At 62.7% G+C, this 15,105-nt stretch carries 13 protein-coding genes; 11 read left to right on the forward strand and 2 right to left on the reverse strand.

Annotated features, from left to right (window positions below):
• Positions 1-111: 111 nt before the first annotated feature.
• Genes ACYVGC_RS01025 through ACYVGC_RS01035 form a run of 3 tightly spaced genes read left to right on the forward strand, consistent with a single transcriptional unit; the run spans position 112 to position 4,330 of the window.
• Positions 112-1,419: a glycosyltransferase family protein gene (locus ACYVGC_RS01025; RefSeq protein WP_460581915.1), complete on the forward strand. Its 1,308-nt coding sequence runs from the start codon at positions 112-114 to the stop codon at positions 1,417-1,419.
• Positions 1,420-1,432: 13 nt separating this feature from the next.
• Positions 1,433-2,830: a polysaccharide deacetylase family protein gene (locus ACYVGC_RS01030; protein WP_460581916.1), complete on the forward strand. Its 1,398-nt coding sequence runs from the start codon at positions 1,433-1,435 to the stop codon at positions 2,828-2,830.
• A 21-nt stretch (positions 2,831-2,851) separates the two neighbouring features.
• The gene (locus tag ACYVGC_RS01035) at positions 2,852-4,330 is read left to right on the forward strand and encodes an oligosaccharide flippase family protein (RefSeq protein ID WP_460581917.1); all 1,479 of its coding nucleotides are present in this window, start codon (positions 2,852-2,854) and stop codon (positions 4,328-4,330) included.
• A 204-nt stretch (positions 4,331-4,534) separates the two neighbouring features.
• On the opposite strand, the gene ACYVGC_RS01040 is transcribed toward ACYVGC_RS01035, so the two are convergent.
• Both ACYVGC_RS01040 and ACYVGC_RS01045 read right to left on the reverse strand, forming a co-directional pair.
• Positions 4,535-5,593 carry a response regulator gene (locus ACYVGC_RS01040; RefSeq protein WP_460581918.1) on the reverse strand — a complete coding sequence of 353 codons (1,059 nt, stop codon included), beginning with the start codon at positions 5,591-5,593 and terminating at the stop codon, positions 4,535-4,537.
• Positions 5,571-7,184, reverse strand: a complete 1,614-nt coding sequence (locus ACYVGC_RS01045; RefSeq protein WP_460581919.1) for a sensor histidine kinase — start codon at positions 7,182-7,184, stop codon at positions 5,571-5,573. The genes ACYVGC_RS01040 and ACYVGC_RS01045 overlap by 23 nt, the downstream gene beginning before the upstream one ends.
• A 193-nt stretch (positions 7,185-7,377) precedes the next feature.
• Here ACYVGC_RS01045 and ACYVGC_RS01050 point away from each other — a divergent pair, with 193 nt between their 5' ends.
• The 8 genes from ACYVGC_RS01050 to ACYVGC_RS01085 all read left to right on the forward strand — a co-directional run bounded on the left by ACYVGC_RS01050 (position 7,378) and on the right by ACYVGC_RS01085 (position 14,932).
• Positions 7,378-7,713 carry a thioredoxin family protein gene (locus ACYVGC_RS01050; protein ID WP_460581920.1) on the forward strand — a complete coding sequence of 112 codons (336 nt, stop codon included), beginning with the start codon at positions 7,378-7,380 and terminating at the stop codon, positions 7,711-7,713.
• A 296-nt stretch (positions 7,714-8,009) separates the two neighbouring features.
• Positions 8,010-10,424, forward strand: coding sequence for a heavy metal translocating P-type ATPase (locus tag ACYVGC_RS01055; protein WP_460581921.1), 2,415 nt, complete (start codon positions 8,010-8,012; stop codon positions 10,422-10,424).
• A gap of 10 nt (positions 10,425-10,434) precedes the next feature.
• Positions 10,435-10,590 (forward strand): cbb3-type cytochrome oxidase assembly protein CcoS, encoded by a 156-nt coding sequence (ccoS, locus tag ACYVGC_RS01060; RefSeq protein WP_460581922.1) that lies wholly within the window; start codon positions 10,435-10,437, stop codon positions 10,588-10,590.
• A gap of 33 nt (positions 10,591-10,623) precedes the next feature.
• Positions 10,624-11,178, forward strand: coding sequence for a DUF2199 domain-containing protein (locus tag ACYVGC_RS01065; protein WP_460581923.1), 555 nt, complete (start codon positions 10,624-10,626; stop codon positions 11,176-11,178).
• Positions 11,179-11,292: 114 nt separating this feature from the next.
• Positions 11,293-13,497: a bifunctional cbb3-type cytochrome c oxidase subunit I/II gene (gene ccoN, locus ACYVGC_RS01070; protein ID WP_460581924.1), complete on the forward strand. Its 2,205-nt coding sequence runs from the start codon at positions 11,293-11,295 to the stop codon at positions 13,495-13,497.
• A gap of 36 nt (positions 13,498-13,533) precedes the next feature.
• Positions 13,534-13,740, forward strand: a complete 207-nt coding sequence (locus ACYVGC_RS01075; RefSeq protein ID WP_460581925.1) for a hypothetical protein — start codon at positions 13,534-13,536, stop codon at positions 13,738-13,740.
• On the forward strand, positions 13,734-14,063 hold the full coding sequence (locus ACYVGC_RS01080) for a hypothetical protein (protein ID WP_460581926.1): 330 nt from the start codon (positions 13,734-13,736) through the stop codon (positions 14,061-14,063). Before ACYVGC_RS01075 ends, ACYVGC_RS01080 begins: the two co-directional genes overlap by 7 nt.
• A complete protein-coding gene (locus tag ACYVGC_RS01085) occupies positions 14,060-14,932 on the forward strand; it encodes a cytochrome c family protein (protein WP_460581927.1) in 873 nt (290 codons plus the stop codon). The genes ACYVGC_RS01080 and ACYVGC_RS01085 overlap by 4 nt, the downstream gene beginning before the upstream one ends.
• The last annotated feature ends 173 nt before the right edge of the window (positions 14,933-15,105 follow it).

Genomic DNA, 15,105 nt, shown 5'->3' on the forward strand with positions numbered 1-15,105 from the left:
AACGCAGTGAAGCATCTCTACCACGCCAGTTGATTACTAACCCCAACGGCGTGGTAGAGATGCTTCAACAAGCTCAGCATGACGTTCTTATTTTTTAGATTATTCTGATTAATGCTCAATCAGTTATCCCATCTCATCCCCCGGCTACGCGACATTCTCTACGTGCGCCTAAGCGACCACTTCGCGGCGTTTCCGGCGGCGGTGCTGACGGGCATTTCGCCCGCCAACCCGCTGCGGCGGCTGGCGCGGGTGCTGGGCTACGCGGGGCTGCGGCTGGTGGGGCACTTGTTTCAACCGATTAAAAACCCCGGCCAGCTGCGCGGTGCGGTATGGCTGTACGTGGTAAGCGCCAATAATTATGAAGCACTAAAATTCATTGCCGACGCCCGGCCCGATGCCGTGCTGGTGGCGGGCCAAGGCAAAAACATCGGGCGCTACGGGGCAGTGGTCAACCGGCTATCGTTGCGGCGTAAAATCTTGTATTACGGGCAGTACCCGGGCGCGCTTCTGGGTTTGCGCCGCGCCGTGGGCGGCCGGGCACTGCGGTTTTTCGACCTCATTTTTTACGCCGTGGGCTACTACGAAGTGTACCGGCGGGCGCTGCGCCACTACCGCCCGCGGGCCGTGGTTTTTGCCAACGACCACAACGACGACGCCCGCGCCCTGCTGCTGGCCTGCCGCGCCGAGGGCGTGCCCACCGCCTACGTGCAGCACGCCAGCGTAAGCACCAGCTTCCCGCCGCTGGGCTTCGACCTGAGCTTGCTTGAAGGCCAGGATGCGCTGGACAAATACCGCCGCTGTGGCCCCGTGCGCGGCCGCGTGGCGCTGGTAGGCATGCCCAAGGCCGACGCCTTCCTGAGCCAGCGCAACACCGCGCCGCGGGTGCGCCGCGTAGCCGTGGCCTGCAACCTGCTCGACGAGCTGCCCGTCCTGGCCGATACCCTGGCCTACCTGCTGCGCGAGCTACCAGCGCTTACGTTTACCCTACGCCCCCACCCCGGCGACCGACGCGACTTCACCGCCCTGCGTCAGGCGCTACCGGCGTTGCAATGGTCTGACTCCCAGCAGGAAAACGTATTTCAATTTCTGCAAACCCACGATGCGCTGGTAGCCGCCGACACCAGCACGCACCTCGAAGCCACGCTGCTCAACGTAGCCAGCGTGTACTACCGATTCACGCCCACCCCCACCCTGGCCGACTACTACGGTTACGCCGCTCGCGGCCTCAGCGAGTGGGCCCACTCGCTGCCCGAGCTAGCCGCCGCCCTGGCCCGCCTGGCCCAGCACAAGCCGGCCGACCTTTACCAACGGGCGGCCTACTACAACGCCACCCTCGGCACCCCCGATGAAGGCCACAGCCGCGAGTTGGCGCTAAGCCAGTTGGCCGGGTGGCTGGCGGCCCAGGCCATAGCGGCGTAAATTCGTGGTTCTTATGCAGCCTACTACTTTGCCACCGCTGGTTCCAGTTTCCGTTTCAACCGAAACGCGGCTCGCGTATGTGCTCGACCATTTTCGGCTGGCTTACCCCGGCGCACCGGCCGTGTTGGTAGGCTACGCCAACCACCAGCCCCAGGTGGAAATTGCGGCGGGCAGCGGGCAGTTTTTCGCGGAAGCCCAGCCTTACCCAGCCGCCCCCAACTGGCGTGACTGGCAGGGCCAGCGAGTGCCGTTTCTCTTCGATAATTCGCCGGAAAAACCGCTGTTAGTTTTGCAGGACGACAAGGCTTTTATTGGGGCGGATATTATTTCAGCGGCGTTTTATTTATTAAGCGGCTGGCAGGAATATTTCTCGACGGAGCGCGACCAACACGGCCGCTTTCCGTACGCGGCCAGCGTGCAGAAACTGTATGATTTTGTGACGCTGCCAGTCGTTAATTATTATTTCGACATCCTGAAAACAGCGATTGAGCACGTGAGCAAACAGGTGCTGAACCCGCGCCGCTGGGGCAGCCAACAAGCTGATTTTGCCGCCTTCATCTCGCACGATATCGACAACCTGCGCAGCGCCTGGAAAGCCCCGGCTAAGGCGGCCTTGAAACAGCGCAAACTGAGTTTATTCAGCAAATTAGCCTGGCAGCATTTCACCCAGCCCGATGCCTGGGATAATTTGGAAGCCGTAGCCGCTGCCACGGCGCAGTACGGGGCCAAGTCTACGTTTTTCATTCTGCCCACTCATAAAAAATCGGCCAATGGCACTCCCAATGCCGACTATCGCCTCACGTCTAAACTAAAGCAGCGGCTATGGCAGCTAGAAAAACAGGGCTGTGAGTTGGGGCTGCACAACGCTATCGGTACAAGCACGGGGCAAATAGGTATTTCCAGTAAGGAAATCCCCTTTAACGCGGCGGGTTGCCGTTTTCATTATTTAAGCTGGGAACCTCGCATTACCCCAGTTATAGTCACTTTCAGCCCGATAGCAACTGATACCTTTATTTACGACAGCACCTTGGGGTTTGCCGAGCATTTCGGATTTCGGCATAGCTTCTGTTTGCCATTTTATCCCTTCAATTTCAGCCATGCGGAGGCGTTCGGTTTTCTGGAAATTCCGCTCAACGTGATGGATGCTACCCTGCATCACCCTAATTATTTGCAGCTTCAACCAGCCGAAATGCTGCCCGCGCTCCAACCGGTTTTTGCGGAAATAAAGCGCTTTGGTGGCGTGGCCTCCGTGCTATGGCACAACGAGAATTTTGACCCGGCCAATACTCGGAATGGCCCGCAGCAATTTCACGAAATAATGGCGCATTTGCAGCAGCAGGGCGCAGCTTTTTTAACGGGCAGTGAAGTTTGGCAGGAGTTTACCGGCCAAACCGTTAGCACAACTTTCTAATTTATCCTTCAGCAGTAAAAATTGGGTATCGTAAGGCGGCAGGGGCTGCGCAACACATTTATTTCGTACGTCGGGCTGGGCATTGGCTTTGTCAATACTACGCTGGTGCTGCCGCGGCTACTGGCCCCGGAGCAGCTGGGTTTGGTATCGGTGCTGCTGAGCCTGGCTACCATGGGCGCGCTGGTATCGGCGCTGGGCTTTACGAATACCACCATGCGGTATTTCCCGTACTTCCGCAACCGGGAGGCGGGGCACTCGGGCTACCTGGTGCTGCTGCTGGCGCTGCCGCTGGCCATGTTTGGGGTGGTGGCGAGCGCGCTGTGGCTGGGCCGGCCGCTGGTACTGCGCTGGTATGCCCACGATGCGGGCATGCTGGGGCCGCACTACCCCATGATGCTGGCGCTGGCGCTGTGCATCCTCATATACAACCTGCTGGAGGCGTATACTAAGTCGCTGTTTCACACGTCGTTCTCTTCTTTTCTGACCGATGTGGTGCAGCGGCTGCTCATCATGGGGGCGGCCGTGCTCTACGGCATGGGCTACCTGTCGTTCGATGGGTTTGTGCTGGTCTACCTGGGCAGCTGCGCTACCATTTCGGTGCTGTTGCTGAGCTACTTAGCTTTTATTGGCGAACTGCATTTGCGGCCCACGCGGGCGGTGCTGCGGGTGCGGCCCATTGGCGAGCTGGTGCGCTTTGGCGGCTTTGCGCTGCTGGGCAACATCTCGGGCACGCTGCTAGTCACCATCGACTCGCTGATGCTGGGCTCGCACAGCTTTGCCGATGCGGGTATTTATACCATCGCCCTCAATATTAGCACGGCGCTCGCCATCCCGTTTCGGGCGCTATACAAAACGGCCCACCCACTCATTGCCGAGTATTGGAAGGAAGGCGCGACCGATAAAATGCTGGATTTTTACCAGCGCACCACCCGCCTCACTACCGCGCTGGGCAGCTACCTGGCGCTGGGCATTGGCCTCAACCTACCATTTATTTACGCCCTTATTCACAAGCCGGCCTACGCGGCGGGCACGGTGGGCGTGCTGCTGCTGCTGGCCGGCCGCCTCACCGACGGCATTACGGGCGTGAACGGCATTATCGTGGTCACGTCGCCGCGCTACCGCTACGATTTGGTGTTCAACCTGGGGCTCACCATAGGCATTATCCTGCTCAATTACCTGCTCATTCCGCGCCTGGGCCTTACTGGGGCAGCTCTCTCCAACGCGCTGGCCCTCATTATCTTCAACCTGGGCCGCACCTGGTTTGTGTGGCACAGCTTCGGCTGGCAGCCGTTTGATAGGCGCATTGCCTACATCCTGGCGCTGGCGGGTGGCGCGGCCTTTGTGGCCTGGGCGCTACCCGCCCCCGCCAATATCTGGCTGACGCTGCTGCTGCGCGGCGGTGTGCTCACGGTGCTCTACGGGGCAGGGCTGCTGATTACCGGGCTGGTGCCGGAAGTGTCGGCGCTAGCGCGCAAAGTGGGACTGAAGGGAAAATTATGATAGTTATTAACTACTGTTACGCAGTGCCTTTGGCCAAGCAATGGTAGCAGTATGGCTCGGTTTGCTCCGGTCCGCCGGCGAAGCCGGCCGACCGGTTGACGCGTGCGCCGCCTAGCGGGTCGTGCAGTCATCGTTCACGCGTCAACCGGTCGGCCGGCTTCGCCGGCGGACCGGGGCCGGCGGACCGGTTGCAAAAGCGGCCACTCACCAGTTGCTGCGGCGCAGCTTTTCGGGCTTCAGGACTTTGATAAACTTAGGCGTCAGTTCAATACTCTCCTCCTGGCGGAACTCGCTCAGGATGCGGCTCAATGACTCGGGCGTGGTGCCGATGAGGGCGGCCATATCCTCGCGGGCCAGCTGGATGAGCGGGTCGGCGGGGGATAGCCGCGATTGCTGGGCGTGCAGGTGCAAGAGGCTGTCGGCCACGCGCTTGCGCAGCGAGCCATAGGCCAGGTCCAGCAGCTGCGCATCCTGCTGGTCGAGGCGGCCAGCCAGCATGCGCACGAACTGCTGGCTTACCGCAGGATTGCGCAGAAGCAGCTGAGTGAAGTCGTCGGCCGGAATGTAGCGCAGCGTGCAGTCGTCGAGGGCCACGGCCGCGTCGTGGTGGGGCGAGCCGGCCAGCAGGGCCCGGTAGCCAAAAAACTCGCCGGCGGCGCAAATACCCGTTATCAGCTCCTTGCCGGCGGCGGTGGTTTTGCTGATTTTGACCCGGCCGGCCTGCACAAAGTAGAGGCGGGTGGCCTCGTCGCCTTCGGCGTAAATAATCTGCCGGCGGGGCACGGCGTGGGGCCGGCGGTCGGCCGAGAGGCCGGCCAGGCTGCCCGTTTGCTGGGCATCGGCTAGGAAATCGGGCAGGCCGTTGGCGCGCAGGTCGTAAGTGGGCTGGAGGTGCTGAAAGCGGCTGAGGCGGCCGCTCACGGCGCTCAGTAAGTCGCTCTTTTCGAAGGGCTTGGTGAGGTAGTCGTCGGCCCCCAGGGCCATGCCGCGGCGCAGGTCGGCGCGCTCGGTGCGGGCGGTGAGGAAGATGAAGGGCACACCGGTCAGGCGCGGGTTTTGGTTGAAGATGTGCAGCACGCCGTAGCCGTCGAGCACCGGCATCATGATGTCGCACAGCACCAGGTCGGGGCGCTCGGCCAGGGCCTGAGTCACGCCGGCCTGGCCATCGGCGGCGGTACGCACGGTGTAGCCGGTGAGCTCCAGAATTTCGGCGGTGTTTTCGCGGATGAAGTCGTTGTCCTCAATCAGCAGAATGGTTTTCATACGGAACGGTAATGGTGACGGTAGTACCCTGGCCCAGGGCGCTGTGCAAGGCAATGCGGCCGTGCAGCAGCTCCAGGTAGCGGGCTATGATGTAGAGGCCCAGGCCGGTGCCGGGCACGTTGGTGACGTTGCGGGCCCGGAAAAACCGCTCGAACAGGTGCGCCTGGTCTTCTTCCGAAATGCCCACCCCCTGGTCGGCCACGGTGAGCGTGAGCGCGCCCGCCTGGCAGGCGGCGGCCACCGCCACCACCGTGTTTTCGCCCGAGTACTTGAGGGCGTTGGAGAGCAGGTTGACCAGGATTTTGCGCAGCAGCGAGGGGTCAAGCCAAATAGGCTCCGGGCAGTCGGTGGTTTGCTCGATGCGCTGGCCGGGCTTACGCAGGCCCTGCACGTCGGTCACCACGTCGCGCAGCAGCGTGGGCAGGTCGAGGCGGGCCGGGTGGGCCTCAATTTTACCCTCCTCGATGCGCCCTACCGACAGAAATTCTTCCAGAATATCGTTCAAATGTGTCACCGACGTGCGGATGCGCTCGATGTGGCGCAGGCGCTTGTCCTGCTGCTCGGTGGCCGGGTATTCGGCAATGAGCGCGGCCGAGGTGAGCACGGCCGTGAGCGGGGTGCGAAACTCGTGCGAGGCCATGCTTACGAAGCGCGACTTGAGCTCGCCCAGCTCTTGCTCGGCGGCCAGGGCCTTGGCCAGCTCGTTTTTGCGCAGCTGCAACTGCTCCAGGGTATTCATGAGCGCGTGGGTGCGCTCAGTCACGCGCTGCTCCAGGTCGGCGTTGAGAGCGGCCACGCGCTGGCTGCCGGCAATAAGCTGCTGCTCAAACTCTTTTTTATAGGTAATGTCGAGGATATACGATACGGCGTACAGCTCCTCATCGAGGTAGAAGTAGCTCAGGCTGACCTCGACTGGGAACACCGAGCCGTCGTGGCGCAGGCCTTGCAGTTCCCCGTTGTGGGCCCCCATGGTGCGCACCTGCGGGCGCGCCGTGAACGACTCGCGCAGCTTTTCGTGGCGGCGGCCGGCTGCCTGGGGCACCAGCACCTCAATAAGCTGGTCATCGAGCGCGCCGGCCGCGTAGCCAAACAGCTGGTGGGCTAGCTGGTTGGCCGACACGATGCGGCCCCGCTCGTCGCACACCACAATGCCAATGGTGGCGTGCGTAAACACGGCCTCGAAGCGCCGCACGCTCTGGGCAAGCTCGCGCTCGGCCTGCTGCAAACGCCCCTGCTCGCTGAGGCGAACTAACAGGTATTCAGCCCCTTTCACCTGAAAAGCTGTGAGCTCGATGCGCCCCCAGAACGCCGGCCCCTGGCGCCGGCCCACCTCGGCCTCCAGGGCCTGGGGCCCCGCGCGCCGGGCTAGCTCGCGCAGGTGCGCCCAGCGGGCGGGCGGCACGGCGGGGGTGGGCAGCACCCGCGCGGGGTCAGCCAAAAAAGCTTCCTCGGAGGGGTAGCCCAGCAGCCGCACCCCGGCCGGATTGATACGGATAAACCAGCCCTCGGCCACGTCGTAAATGCCCACAAAATCGGGGGCCTGGGTGATGAGCACTTCGGCGGCGGCACTGCTAAAAGGGTCGCTGAGCATAGAAAAAAACGGGTTTTATCGAATCGGCCGCGCCGGTCCGCCGGCGCTAGCCGGCCGACCGGTTTTCGTTGTTATGGCTGGGCTTGCGCAACGACAACCGGTCGGCCGGCGGACCGGGGCAACGAGGGAATTGATGACTATCAAGCGGCGGTCTATCGGGCATCATGGCCGGGCGGGGCGGGGCGAAATACTTTTGCTGCCCACATTCGATTTTCCGCCGCCCATGTCCATTGCCCCCTTCCCGCCCGACCTGCTGGCGCCCGCCGTGCTGCTGGTGCTGGTGCCGGCCGGCCGGGCCGGCCAGTTGCCCACCCCGGCCCAGCTCGACGACCTCCAGCGCCGGCTGGGCCCCGCCGTGCGGGTGCTGCGTCTCGACGACGACGCCCACGCCAGCGTGGTGCGCAGCTTTGCCGTGGCCCAACTGCCCGCCTGCGTGCTGGTGCGCGAGGGCATTGAGCTGTGGCGGCAGCCCGGCTGGCCCGAGAGCGACGCGCTCGTGGCCAGCCTGCTGGCGGCGGCGGGCGTGTAGTAAGTTGTTGATAATGTACATTTTGTGTTCAAAAGGGTGCGCGCCTGGTCCGGTCCGCCGGCGTGAGCCGGCCGACCGGGGCGCGCCCCGGCGGGTGTAAAAGACAAAATTCGGCTTTCCCCGCGCGCGCAACCGTGACAAATAGTGAGCATTTACCTGATTAAAATCAGGTAAATGCTCACTTCAAGACTAGCTAGCCACGCGCCAACCGCAATCAAGCGCGGACCTGACGCGCATCATGGCTGCCGCGCAGCGGCGGCCGGAGCTTTGCGGCCCTACCCCCCTTGTGTCCGCCCGTGCCCGCTATTCTCGAATCACCCGCCACTAACCTGGCCTGCGCCCACTGCGGCGATGCCTGCCCGGCCGAGCCGCTGCGTCTGGCCGAGCTGCCGTTTTGCTGCGCCGGCTGCCGCACCGTGTACGAGCTGCTGGATGCCAGCCAGCTTTGCACCTACTACGCGCTGGGCGAACAACCGGGGCTGAAAATCAAGGAGATAGAGCTACCCGGCCGCTTCGACTACCTGGCCTCGGAGGCCGTGCAGGCGCAGCTGCTCTCGTTTCGCTCGGCCGAGCGGGGCCGCCTCACGCTGCACGTGCCCCAGATGCACTGCACCTCCTGCATCTGGCTGCTCGAGCACCTGCCCCGGCTGCACGCCGGCGTGGTGGAGGCGCGGGTGCAGTTTTTGCGGAAGGAAATCACCATCACCTACTTACTAGCCGACATTAGCCTGCCCGAGGTGGTGCAGCTGCTGGCCTCGGTGGGCTACGAGCCGCAGATTACGCTGGCCGAGCTGGGCGCGCAGCCGCACCGCGCCAGCCACACCTTGTACTACCAGCTGGGGCTGGCGGCTTTCGCCTTCGGCAACGTGATGCTGCTGGCTTTGCCCGAGTACTTCTCGTTCGTGGAGGACTTGCAGGCCGGGTTTGGGCGGTTTTTTGGATACCTGAGCTTGGCGCTGGCGCTGCCGGTGCTGCTGTACAGTGCCCGCGGGTTTTTCCGCTCGGCCGGGCAGGGGCTGCGGCAGCGCCACATCAACCTCGATTTTCCCATCAGCCTGGGGCTGGCTTCGTTGTTCAGCATCGGCACGTTTGAGGTGCTATCGGGGCGCGGGCCGGGCTACTTCGACTCGTTTACCGGACTGGTGTTTTTTATGCTGATTGGCAAGTGGTTGCAGCAGCGCACCTACGATGCGCTGCGCTTCGACCGCGACTATACGGCCTACTTCCCGGTGGCCGTGACGCGCCTCACGCCAGCCGGCGAGCAGTCGATTTCGGTGCAGGAACTGGCGGTGGGCCACCGCATCCGGGTGCGGCACCAGGAGGTGATTCCGGTCGATGCCGTGCTGCTGCGCGGCGCGGGCCAAATCGACTACTCATTCGTGTCGGGCGAGAGCACCCCGGTAACCCGCGCCGCCGGCGAGTTGGTGTACGCCGGCGGCCGGCAGCTGGGCGAGGCCCTGGAGCTGGAAGTGGTGCGCGGCGTGGCGCAGGGCTACCTCACCCAGCTCTGGAACAACCCCGCCTTCACCAAGGACGCCGCCGGCCCCACCCTCGAAACCTACGCCAACCGCGCCGGCCGCTACTTCGTGGCTTTCACGCTGCTGCTGGCTGCCGGCACGCTGGCCTACTGGGGGCCCCGCGACCAGGCCACCATGTGGCGGGCCTTCACCTCGGTGCTGGTTATTGCCTGCCCGTGCGCGCTGTCGCTGGCCACGCCCTTCGCCCTGGGGGCGGCGCTGCGGGTGCTGGGTCGTCACAAGCTCTACCTCAAAAACGCCGCCGTCATCGAAACCCTGGCCCGGGCCGATACGCTGGTGTTCGACAAAACCGGTACCCTCACCGACCCTACCAAGTCAGCGGTGCAGTACTACGGCCGGCCGTTGTTACCACTTGAAAAACAACTTATTGCTACCGCGGCGGCGCAGTCCACGCATCCCCTCAGCCAGCGCCTGGCCCACGAGCTAGCCACCGAAGCCCTACCCCTGGCCACCTGCCAGGAGTACCCCGGCCAGGGCCTCAGCGCCACAGCCGCCGGCGGGCCATCGCTGCGGCTAGGGTCAGCGGCGTTTGTAGGGGCCAGCGCCGGCGGACCGGCTGACGCGCCCGAAACCTGCGTGCACGTAGCGTTGAATGGAGAGCCAGCCGGCTATTTCACCTTTCGCAATGTGTACCGCCCGGTCCTGCCGGCTGTGCTAACGGCCCTGGGTCAGCGCTACCGCCTGGCCGTGCTCTCGGGCGATACCGACGCCGAACGGACTCGGCTGCGCGCATTGCTTGGCCCGGCGGCGGAGCTGCACTTCGGCCAGTCGCCGGCCGATAAGCTCGCCTACATCGCCGCCGAGCGCGCCCGGGGCCACACCGTAGTGATGATTGGCGACGGGCTGAACGACGCCGGGGCCCTGCGCGCTGCCAACGCGGGCATCGCCCTCACCGACACGCTCACCAACTTCTCGCCCGCCTGCGATGCCATTCTGGAAGCTGGGGAGTTGGGGCGGCTGGCCACGTTTCTGGGTTTCTCGCGGGCCTGCCTGCGGGCGGTGCTGGCCACGTTTGCGCTCTCGCTGTGCTACAACGCGGTGGGGCTAACGCTGGCCGTGCAGGGGCATTTCACGCCCATCGCGTCGGCCATTCTAATGCCCCTCAGCTCGCTCAGCGTGATGGTGGTGGCCACTTTGCTGGTACGCTGGTCGGCCCGACGCTATCAACTATAATACTGATTTTATGGCTATTATCTTTCTGTTGATTGGCCTCAGCCTGCTGGTGGCCCTCGTATTTCTGGCGGCTTTTTTGTGGGCGGTGCGCAGTGGGCAATACGACGATGCCTACACGCCCTCAGTGCGAATGTTGTTTGATGATGAGCCGGAGTTGAGGCCGTAGCTGACTGCTGGCTTGGAACGGATAACTACCTGCATGGGCAATTACCTTCGGAGCATTCTTTGTTCTGAGCTAAAAACCGAGCTGTTTATGCAGGGCTTCGCTTGTTCCCGATGCGGCGAGTTTCATGAGGAGATGCCCATGTGCTTTGGGGCAGAATTCCCCGATTATTATTTCAGCGTTCCGCCGGAAGAAAGAGCTGAGAGGGTCGAATGCACGGAGAGCCTTTGCGTGGTAGATGAAACTCACTTTTTCATTCGCGGACGCGTTGAAATTCCAATTGTTGATTCAGCCGAGGTATTCTGCTGGAACGTTTGGGTAAGCGTAAGCGAAGAAAATTTTCTTCGAACAAACGAGAGGTGGAATGACCTGGACCGCGAGAACGAGCCCGCCTATTTTGGTTGGTTTCAAACTGTGTTGCCGGGCTATTCCAATACGCTCAATATCAAGGCTATAGCGCGCACCCAAACGTTCGGCATTATTCCTCAAATTGAGGTGATTGACGAAGCCCACCTCCTGGCAGTGGAACAACGCCAAGGCATTACGTGGCAACGCGTACTTGAACTGGTGGAAGCAGCTATGCATGACTGAAGAAGTGCGTCTAAGCGCATTTGATATCAATCAAGCCGGGGCTTAAGCGGCATCATGTGGCCTGGCGGGGTCGGGCGGGACCTTTGGAGCAATAAATCACCTACTTCTCAGGGCATGCAAGCCGAACTTGAACTACCCGCCACCAGGCCGACGGCCCTGCCGCCTCCCGCGCGGGGCGTGGAGTCGTTTTTCTACGACAACAAGATTGTCCGTGACTTCGGCGTGGCCACCGTCATCTGGGGCATTATCGGGATGCTGGTGGGGGTCATTGTGGCCTTCGAGCTGGCCCGGCCCGAGCTGAACGTGACGCGCTACACTACGTTTGGGCGCCTGCGGCCGCTGCATACTAATGCCGTAATTTTTGCCTTCGTGGGCAACGGTATTTTCACGGGGGTGTACTATTCGTTGCAGCGGCTGTGTAAGGCCCGGATGTTCTCCGACGTGCTTAGCAAAATACACTTTTGGGGCTGGCAGCTCATCATCGTATCGGCCGTTATTTCGCTGCCCTTGGGCTACACCACCAGCAAGGAATACGCCGAGCTAGAGTGGCCGATTGACATCGCCATTACCCTGATTTGGGTGGTGTTTGGCTGGAATATGTTTGGCACCATTGCCCGGCGGCGCGAGCGGCACTTGTACGTGGCCATCTGGTTTTATATCGCTACGTTCATCACGGTGGCCGTGCTGCACATCGTGAACTCGATGGCGCTGCCGGTGAGCTTCATGAAGAGCTACTCCATGTACGCCGGCGTGCAGGACGCGCTGGTGCAGTGGTGGTACGGCCACAACGCGGTGGCGTTTTTCCTCACCACGCCCTACCTGGGCATGATGTACTACTTCTTGCCCAAGGCCGCCGAGCGGCCGGTGTACTCTTACCGACTCAGTATCATTCACTTCTGGGCCCTGATTTTCATTTACATCTGGGCCGGGCCGCACCACTTGCTGTACACCGCCTTGCCCGACTGGGCCCAGAGCCTGGGCGTGGCCTTCAGCATCATGCTGATTGCGCCGAGCTGGGGCGGCATGATAAACGGCCTGCTGACGCTGCGTGGTGCCTGGGACCGGGTGCGCACCGAGCCGGTGCTCAAATTTTTTGTGGTGGCCATTACGGCCTACGGCATGGCCACCTTCGAGGGACCCATGCTGGCGCTCAAGAACGTGAACGCCATTGCCCACTTCACCGATTGGATTGTGGCCCACGTGCACGTGGGGGCTCTGGGCTGGAACGGCTTCCTGACTTTCGGGATGCTGTACTGGCTGTGGCCGCGCTTGTACCGCACGCCGCTGTTTTCCAAGAAGCTGGCTAACACGCACTTCTGGCTGGGCACGCTGGGCATTTTGTTCTATGCGCTGCCTTTGTATTGGGCCGGTTTCACGCAGGGGCTGATGTGGAAGCAGTTCAACGCCGAGGGCATGCTGCAATACCCCAACTTCCTGGAAACGGTGCTGCAACTCGTGCCGATGTACTATTTGCGCGGCGTGGGCGGGGTGCTGTATTTGAGCGGCGTGTTCCTGATGATGTACAATTTGTACCAGACCGCTAAGGCCGGCACGCTGCTGGCCAACGAGCCCGCCCAGGCCCCGGCACTGCTGCCCGAAGCCCAGGACCCGCACGCCCAGGGCGGCCACTGGCACCGCTGGATTGAGCGCCGCCCGGTGCAGCTCAGCATCGGGGCCACGGTGGCCATCGCCATCGGCGGGGCCGTGGAGATGGTGCCCACCTTCCTGGTCAAGAGCAACGTGCCCACCATCGCGGCAGTGCATCCCTACCGGCCGCTGGAGTTGCAGGGCCGCGACCTCTACATCAAGGAAGGCTGCTCGAACTGCCACACCCAGATGGTGCGCCCGTTTCGCTCCGAAACCGAGCGCTACGGCGAGTACTCCAAGGCGGGCGAGTTCGTGTACGACCGGCCGTTTCTGTGGGGCAGCAAGCGCACCGGGCCCGACCTGCACCGCGTGGGGGCCAAGTACCCCAACTCGTGGCACTACAACCACATGATGGACCCCACCAGCATGTCGCCGGGCTCCATTATGCCCGCCTACCCGTGGTTGTTTGATAATCAACTGGATAACAGCACACTGCCGGCCAAAATCCGGGTGTTGCAAAAGCTGGGCACGCCCTACCCCGCCGGCTTCGACCGCCTAGCCGTGGCCGACGCCGAAACCCAGGCCCGCAGCGTGGCCGCCGCCCTCAAAACGGAGGACATCGATGTGAAATCGGACCGCGAAATCGTGGCCCTCATCGCCTACCTCCAGCGCCTGGGCACCGACATCAAGGTGAAGCCCGCGCAGGTGGCCGCCACGGCGGCGGCGCAGTAACGGGGCCGCCACGCTACCCTTAATTCACTTATTATCATGGAAAAGAATGTTTTGCAATCCATCGCGGGCATCACGATTTACCCGCTCATCTCCTTCGCCATTTTCTTCCTCTTTTTCACAGCCCTGCTGGTGTACGTGCTGGTGGCCAACAAACAACACCTACGCACCATGAGCCAGCTGCCGCTGGCTAGCGACGACGAAGAAACGCTCAAAACCACCCTTAACCACGACATTTTATGCTAACCTTCCGCTCCTTCTCGTTGACTTTTCTGGGCCTGCTCACCGGCTTTATGGCCGTCGCCCAAACGCCTAGTGCCGGCCCTACGCCCACTACTCTCCTGAGCTGGGTGGTGTGGTTTCTGGCCGGTGTGGTGCTGCTCATGGCCGTCATGACCGCTGTTTCGGTGACCTCGACCGCCCAGCGCCGCTACGAGGCGGAACAAGGCAAGCCGACTGCTGAAGTTGTGGTGGCAGCGGCGGCACCGATTGAAGTGGCTGCGGCCCAGGCCGTCACGACCAAAGCTGCTCCGCAAGTAGTCACCATCGAAGAAGCTATTTACGCATGATACGGCCCAGGCAAGCACTACTGGCGGCCGGCGCGGTGCTGCTGGCCACCCGCCCCGCCCTGGCTCAAACAGCGGCAACCAGCACCCCCGCGGCGGCCGACTCGAATTATGCGCTGGTCTGGTTCCTGCTGAGCACGCTGGTACTGGTGGGAATGGTGTTTCTGGTGTTGTTCGTAGCGCTCATCAGCTGGATGCGGCCGCAATTGCGCCAGCTCTACGACCTGCCCACGGTGCACAACACCTGGAGCGGCCGGGTGCTGGGCCTGCTGGTGGGCGACGCCCGCTTGGTGCAGGGCGAGTACCGCGACGAGGTGCTCGACCACGACTACGATGGCATCCACGAGTTTGACAACGACTTACCGCCGTGGTGGAAATGGGGCTTCGCCTTCACGGTGGTGTTCGCCATCAGCTACGTAACCTACTACCACGTAGCGCGCAAGGGCCAGTTGCAGGGGGCCGAGTACGCCGCCGAAATGCAGCAGGCCGCGCTCTTTGTACCCGTGGGCGGCGACGACCCCAACCAGGTGACGACCTACGCCGCCCTCACCGCCCCGGCCGACCTGGGCAGCGGCAAAACCATTTTCGCCACCAACTGCGCCGCCTGCCACGGGGCCAACGCCGAGGGTAAAGTAGGCCCCAACCTCACCGACGAATTCTGGCTGCACGGTGGCGAAGTAAACCACGTGTACAAAACCATCAAGTTCGGCGTCAACGGCAAGGGCATGGTGGCCTGGAAAGGCAAGCTCTCGGGCAAGCAAATGCTGCAAGTGGCCTCCTACGCCCTGAGCCTGCAAGGCTCAAAACCCGCCAACCCCAAAGCGCCGCAGGGCGAAAAAGAAGCCGCCAGCAAGCCGGTGGCCAAGCTGTAGCTGCCCCGGTCCGCCGGCGTGAGCCGGCCGACCGGTTGTCGTTGCGTCCGTCTGGTGGTCGTTGCCCGGTCCGCCGGCGCGAGCCGGCCGACCGGTTGTCGTTGCGGGCGGGAGGCAACTGCGCAAGCTTAACAACATCAGCAACGACAACCGGTCGGCCGGCTCGCGCCGGC

The organism is Hymenobacter arcticus (assembly GCF_054779975.1).

Bases quoted from the DNA above. Each gene is read 5' to 3' on its own strand.
- ACYVGC_RS01025 (WP_460581915.1), top strand. From the start codon at position 112: ATGCTCAATCAGTTATCCCATCTCATCCCCCGGCTACGCGACATTCTC.
- ACYVGC_RS01030 (WP_460581916.1), top strand. From the start codon at position 1,433: ATGCAGCCTACTACTTTGCCACCGCTGGTTCCAGTTTCCGTTTCAACC.
- ACYVGC_RS01040 (WP_460581918.1), bottom strand. From the start codon at position 5,593: ATGAAAACCATTCTGCTGATTGAGGACAACGACTTCATCCGCGAAAAC.
- ACYVGC_RS01045 (WP_460581919.1), bottom strand. From the start codon at position 7,184: ATGCTCAGCGACCCTTTTAGCAGTGCCGCCGCCGAAGTGCTCATCACC.
- ccoS (WP_460581922.1), top strand. From the start codon at position 10,435: ATGGCTATTATCTTTCTGTTGATTGGCCTCAGCCTGCTGGTGGCCCTC.
- ACYVGC_RS01065 (WP_460581923.1), top strand. From the start codon at position 10,624: ATGGGCAATTACCTTCGGAGCATTCTTTGTTCTGAGCTAAAAACCGAG.
- ccoN (WP_460581924.1), top strand. From the start codon at position 11,293: ATGCAAGCCGAACTTGAACTACCCGCCACCAGGCCGACGGCCCTGCCG.
- ACYVGC_RS01075 (WP_460581925.1), top strand. From the start codon at position 13,534: ATGGAAAAGAATGTTTTGCAATCCATCGCGGGCATCACGATTTACCCG.
- ACYVGC_RS01080 (WP_460581926.1), top strand. From the start codon at position 13,734: ATGCTAACCTTCCGCTCCTTCTCGTTGACTTTTCTGGGCCTGCTCACC.
- ACYVGC_RS01085 (WP_460581927.1), top strand. From the start codon at position 14,060: ATGATACGGCCCAGGCAAGCACTACTGGCGGCCGGCGCGGTGCTGCTG.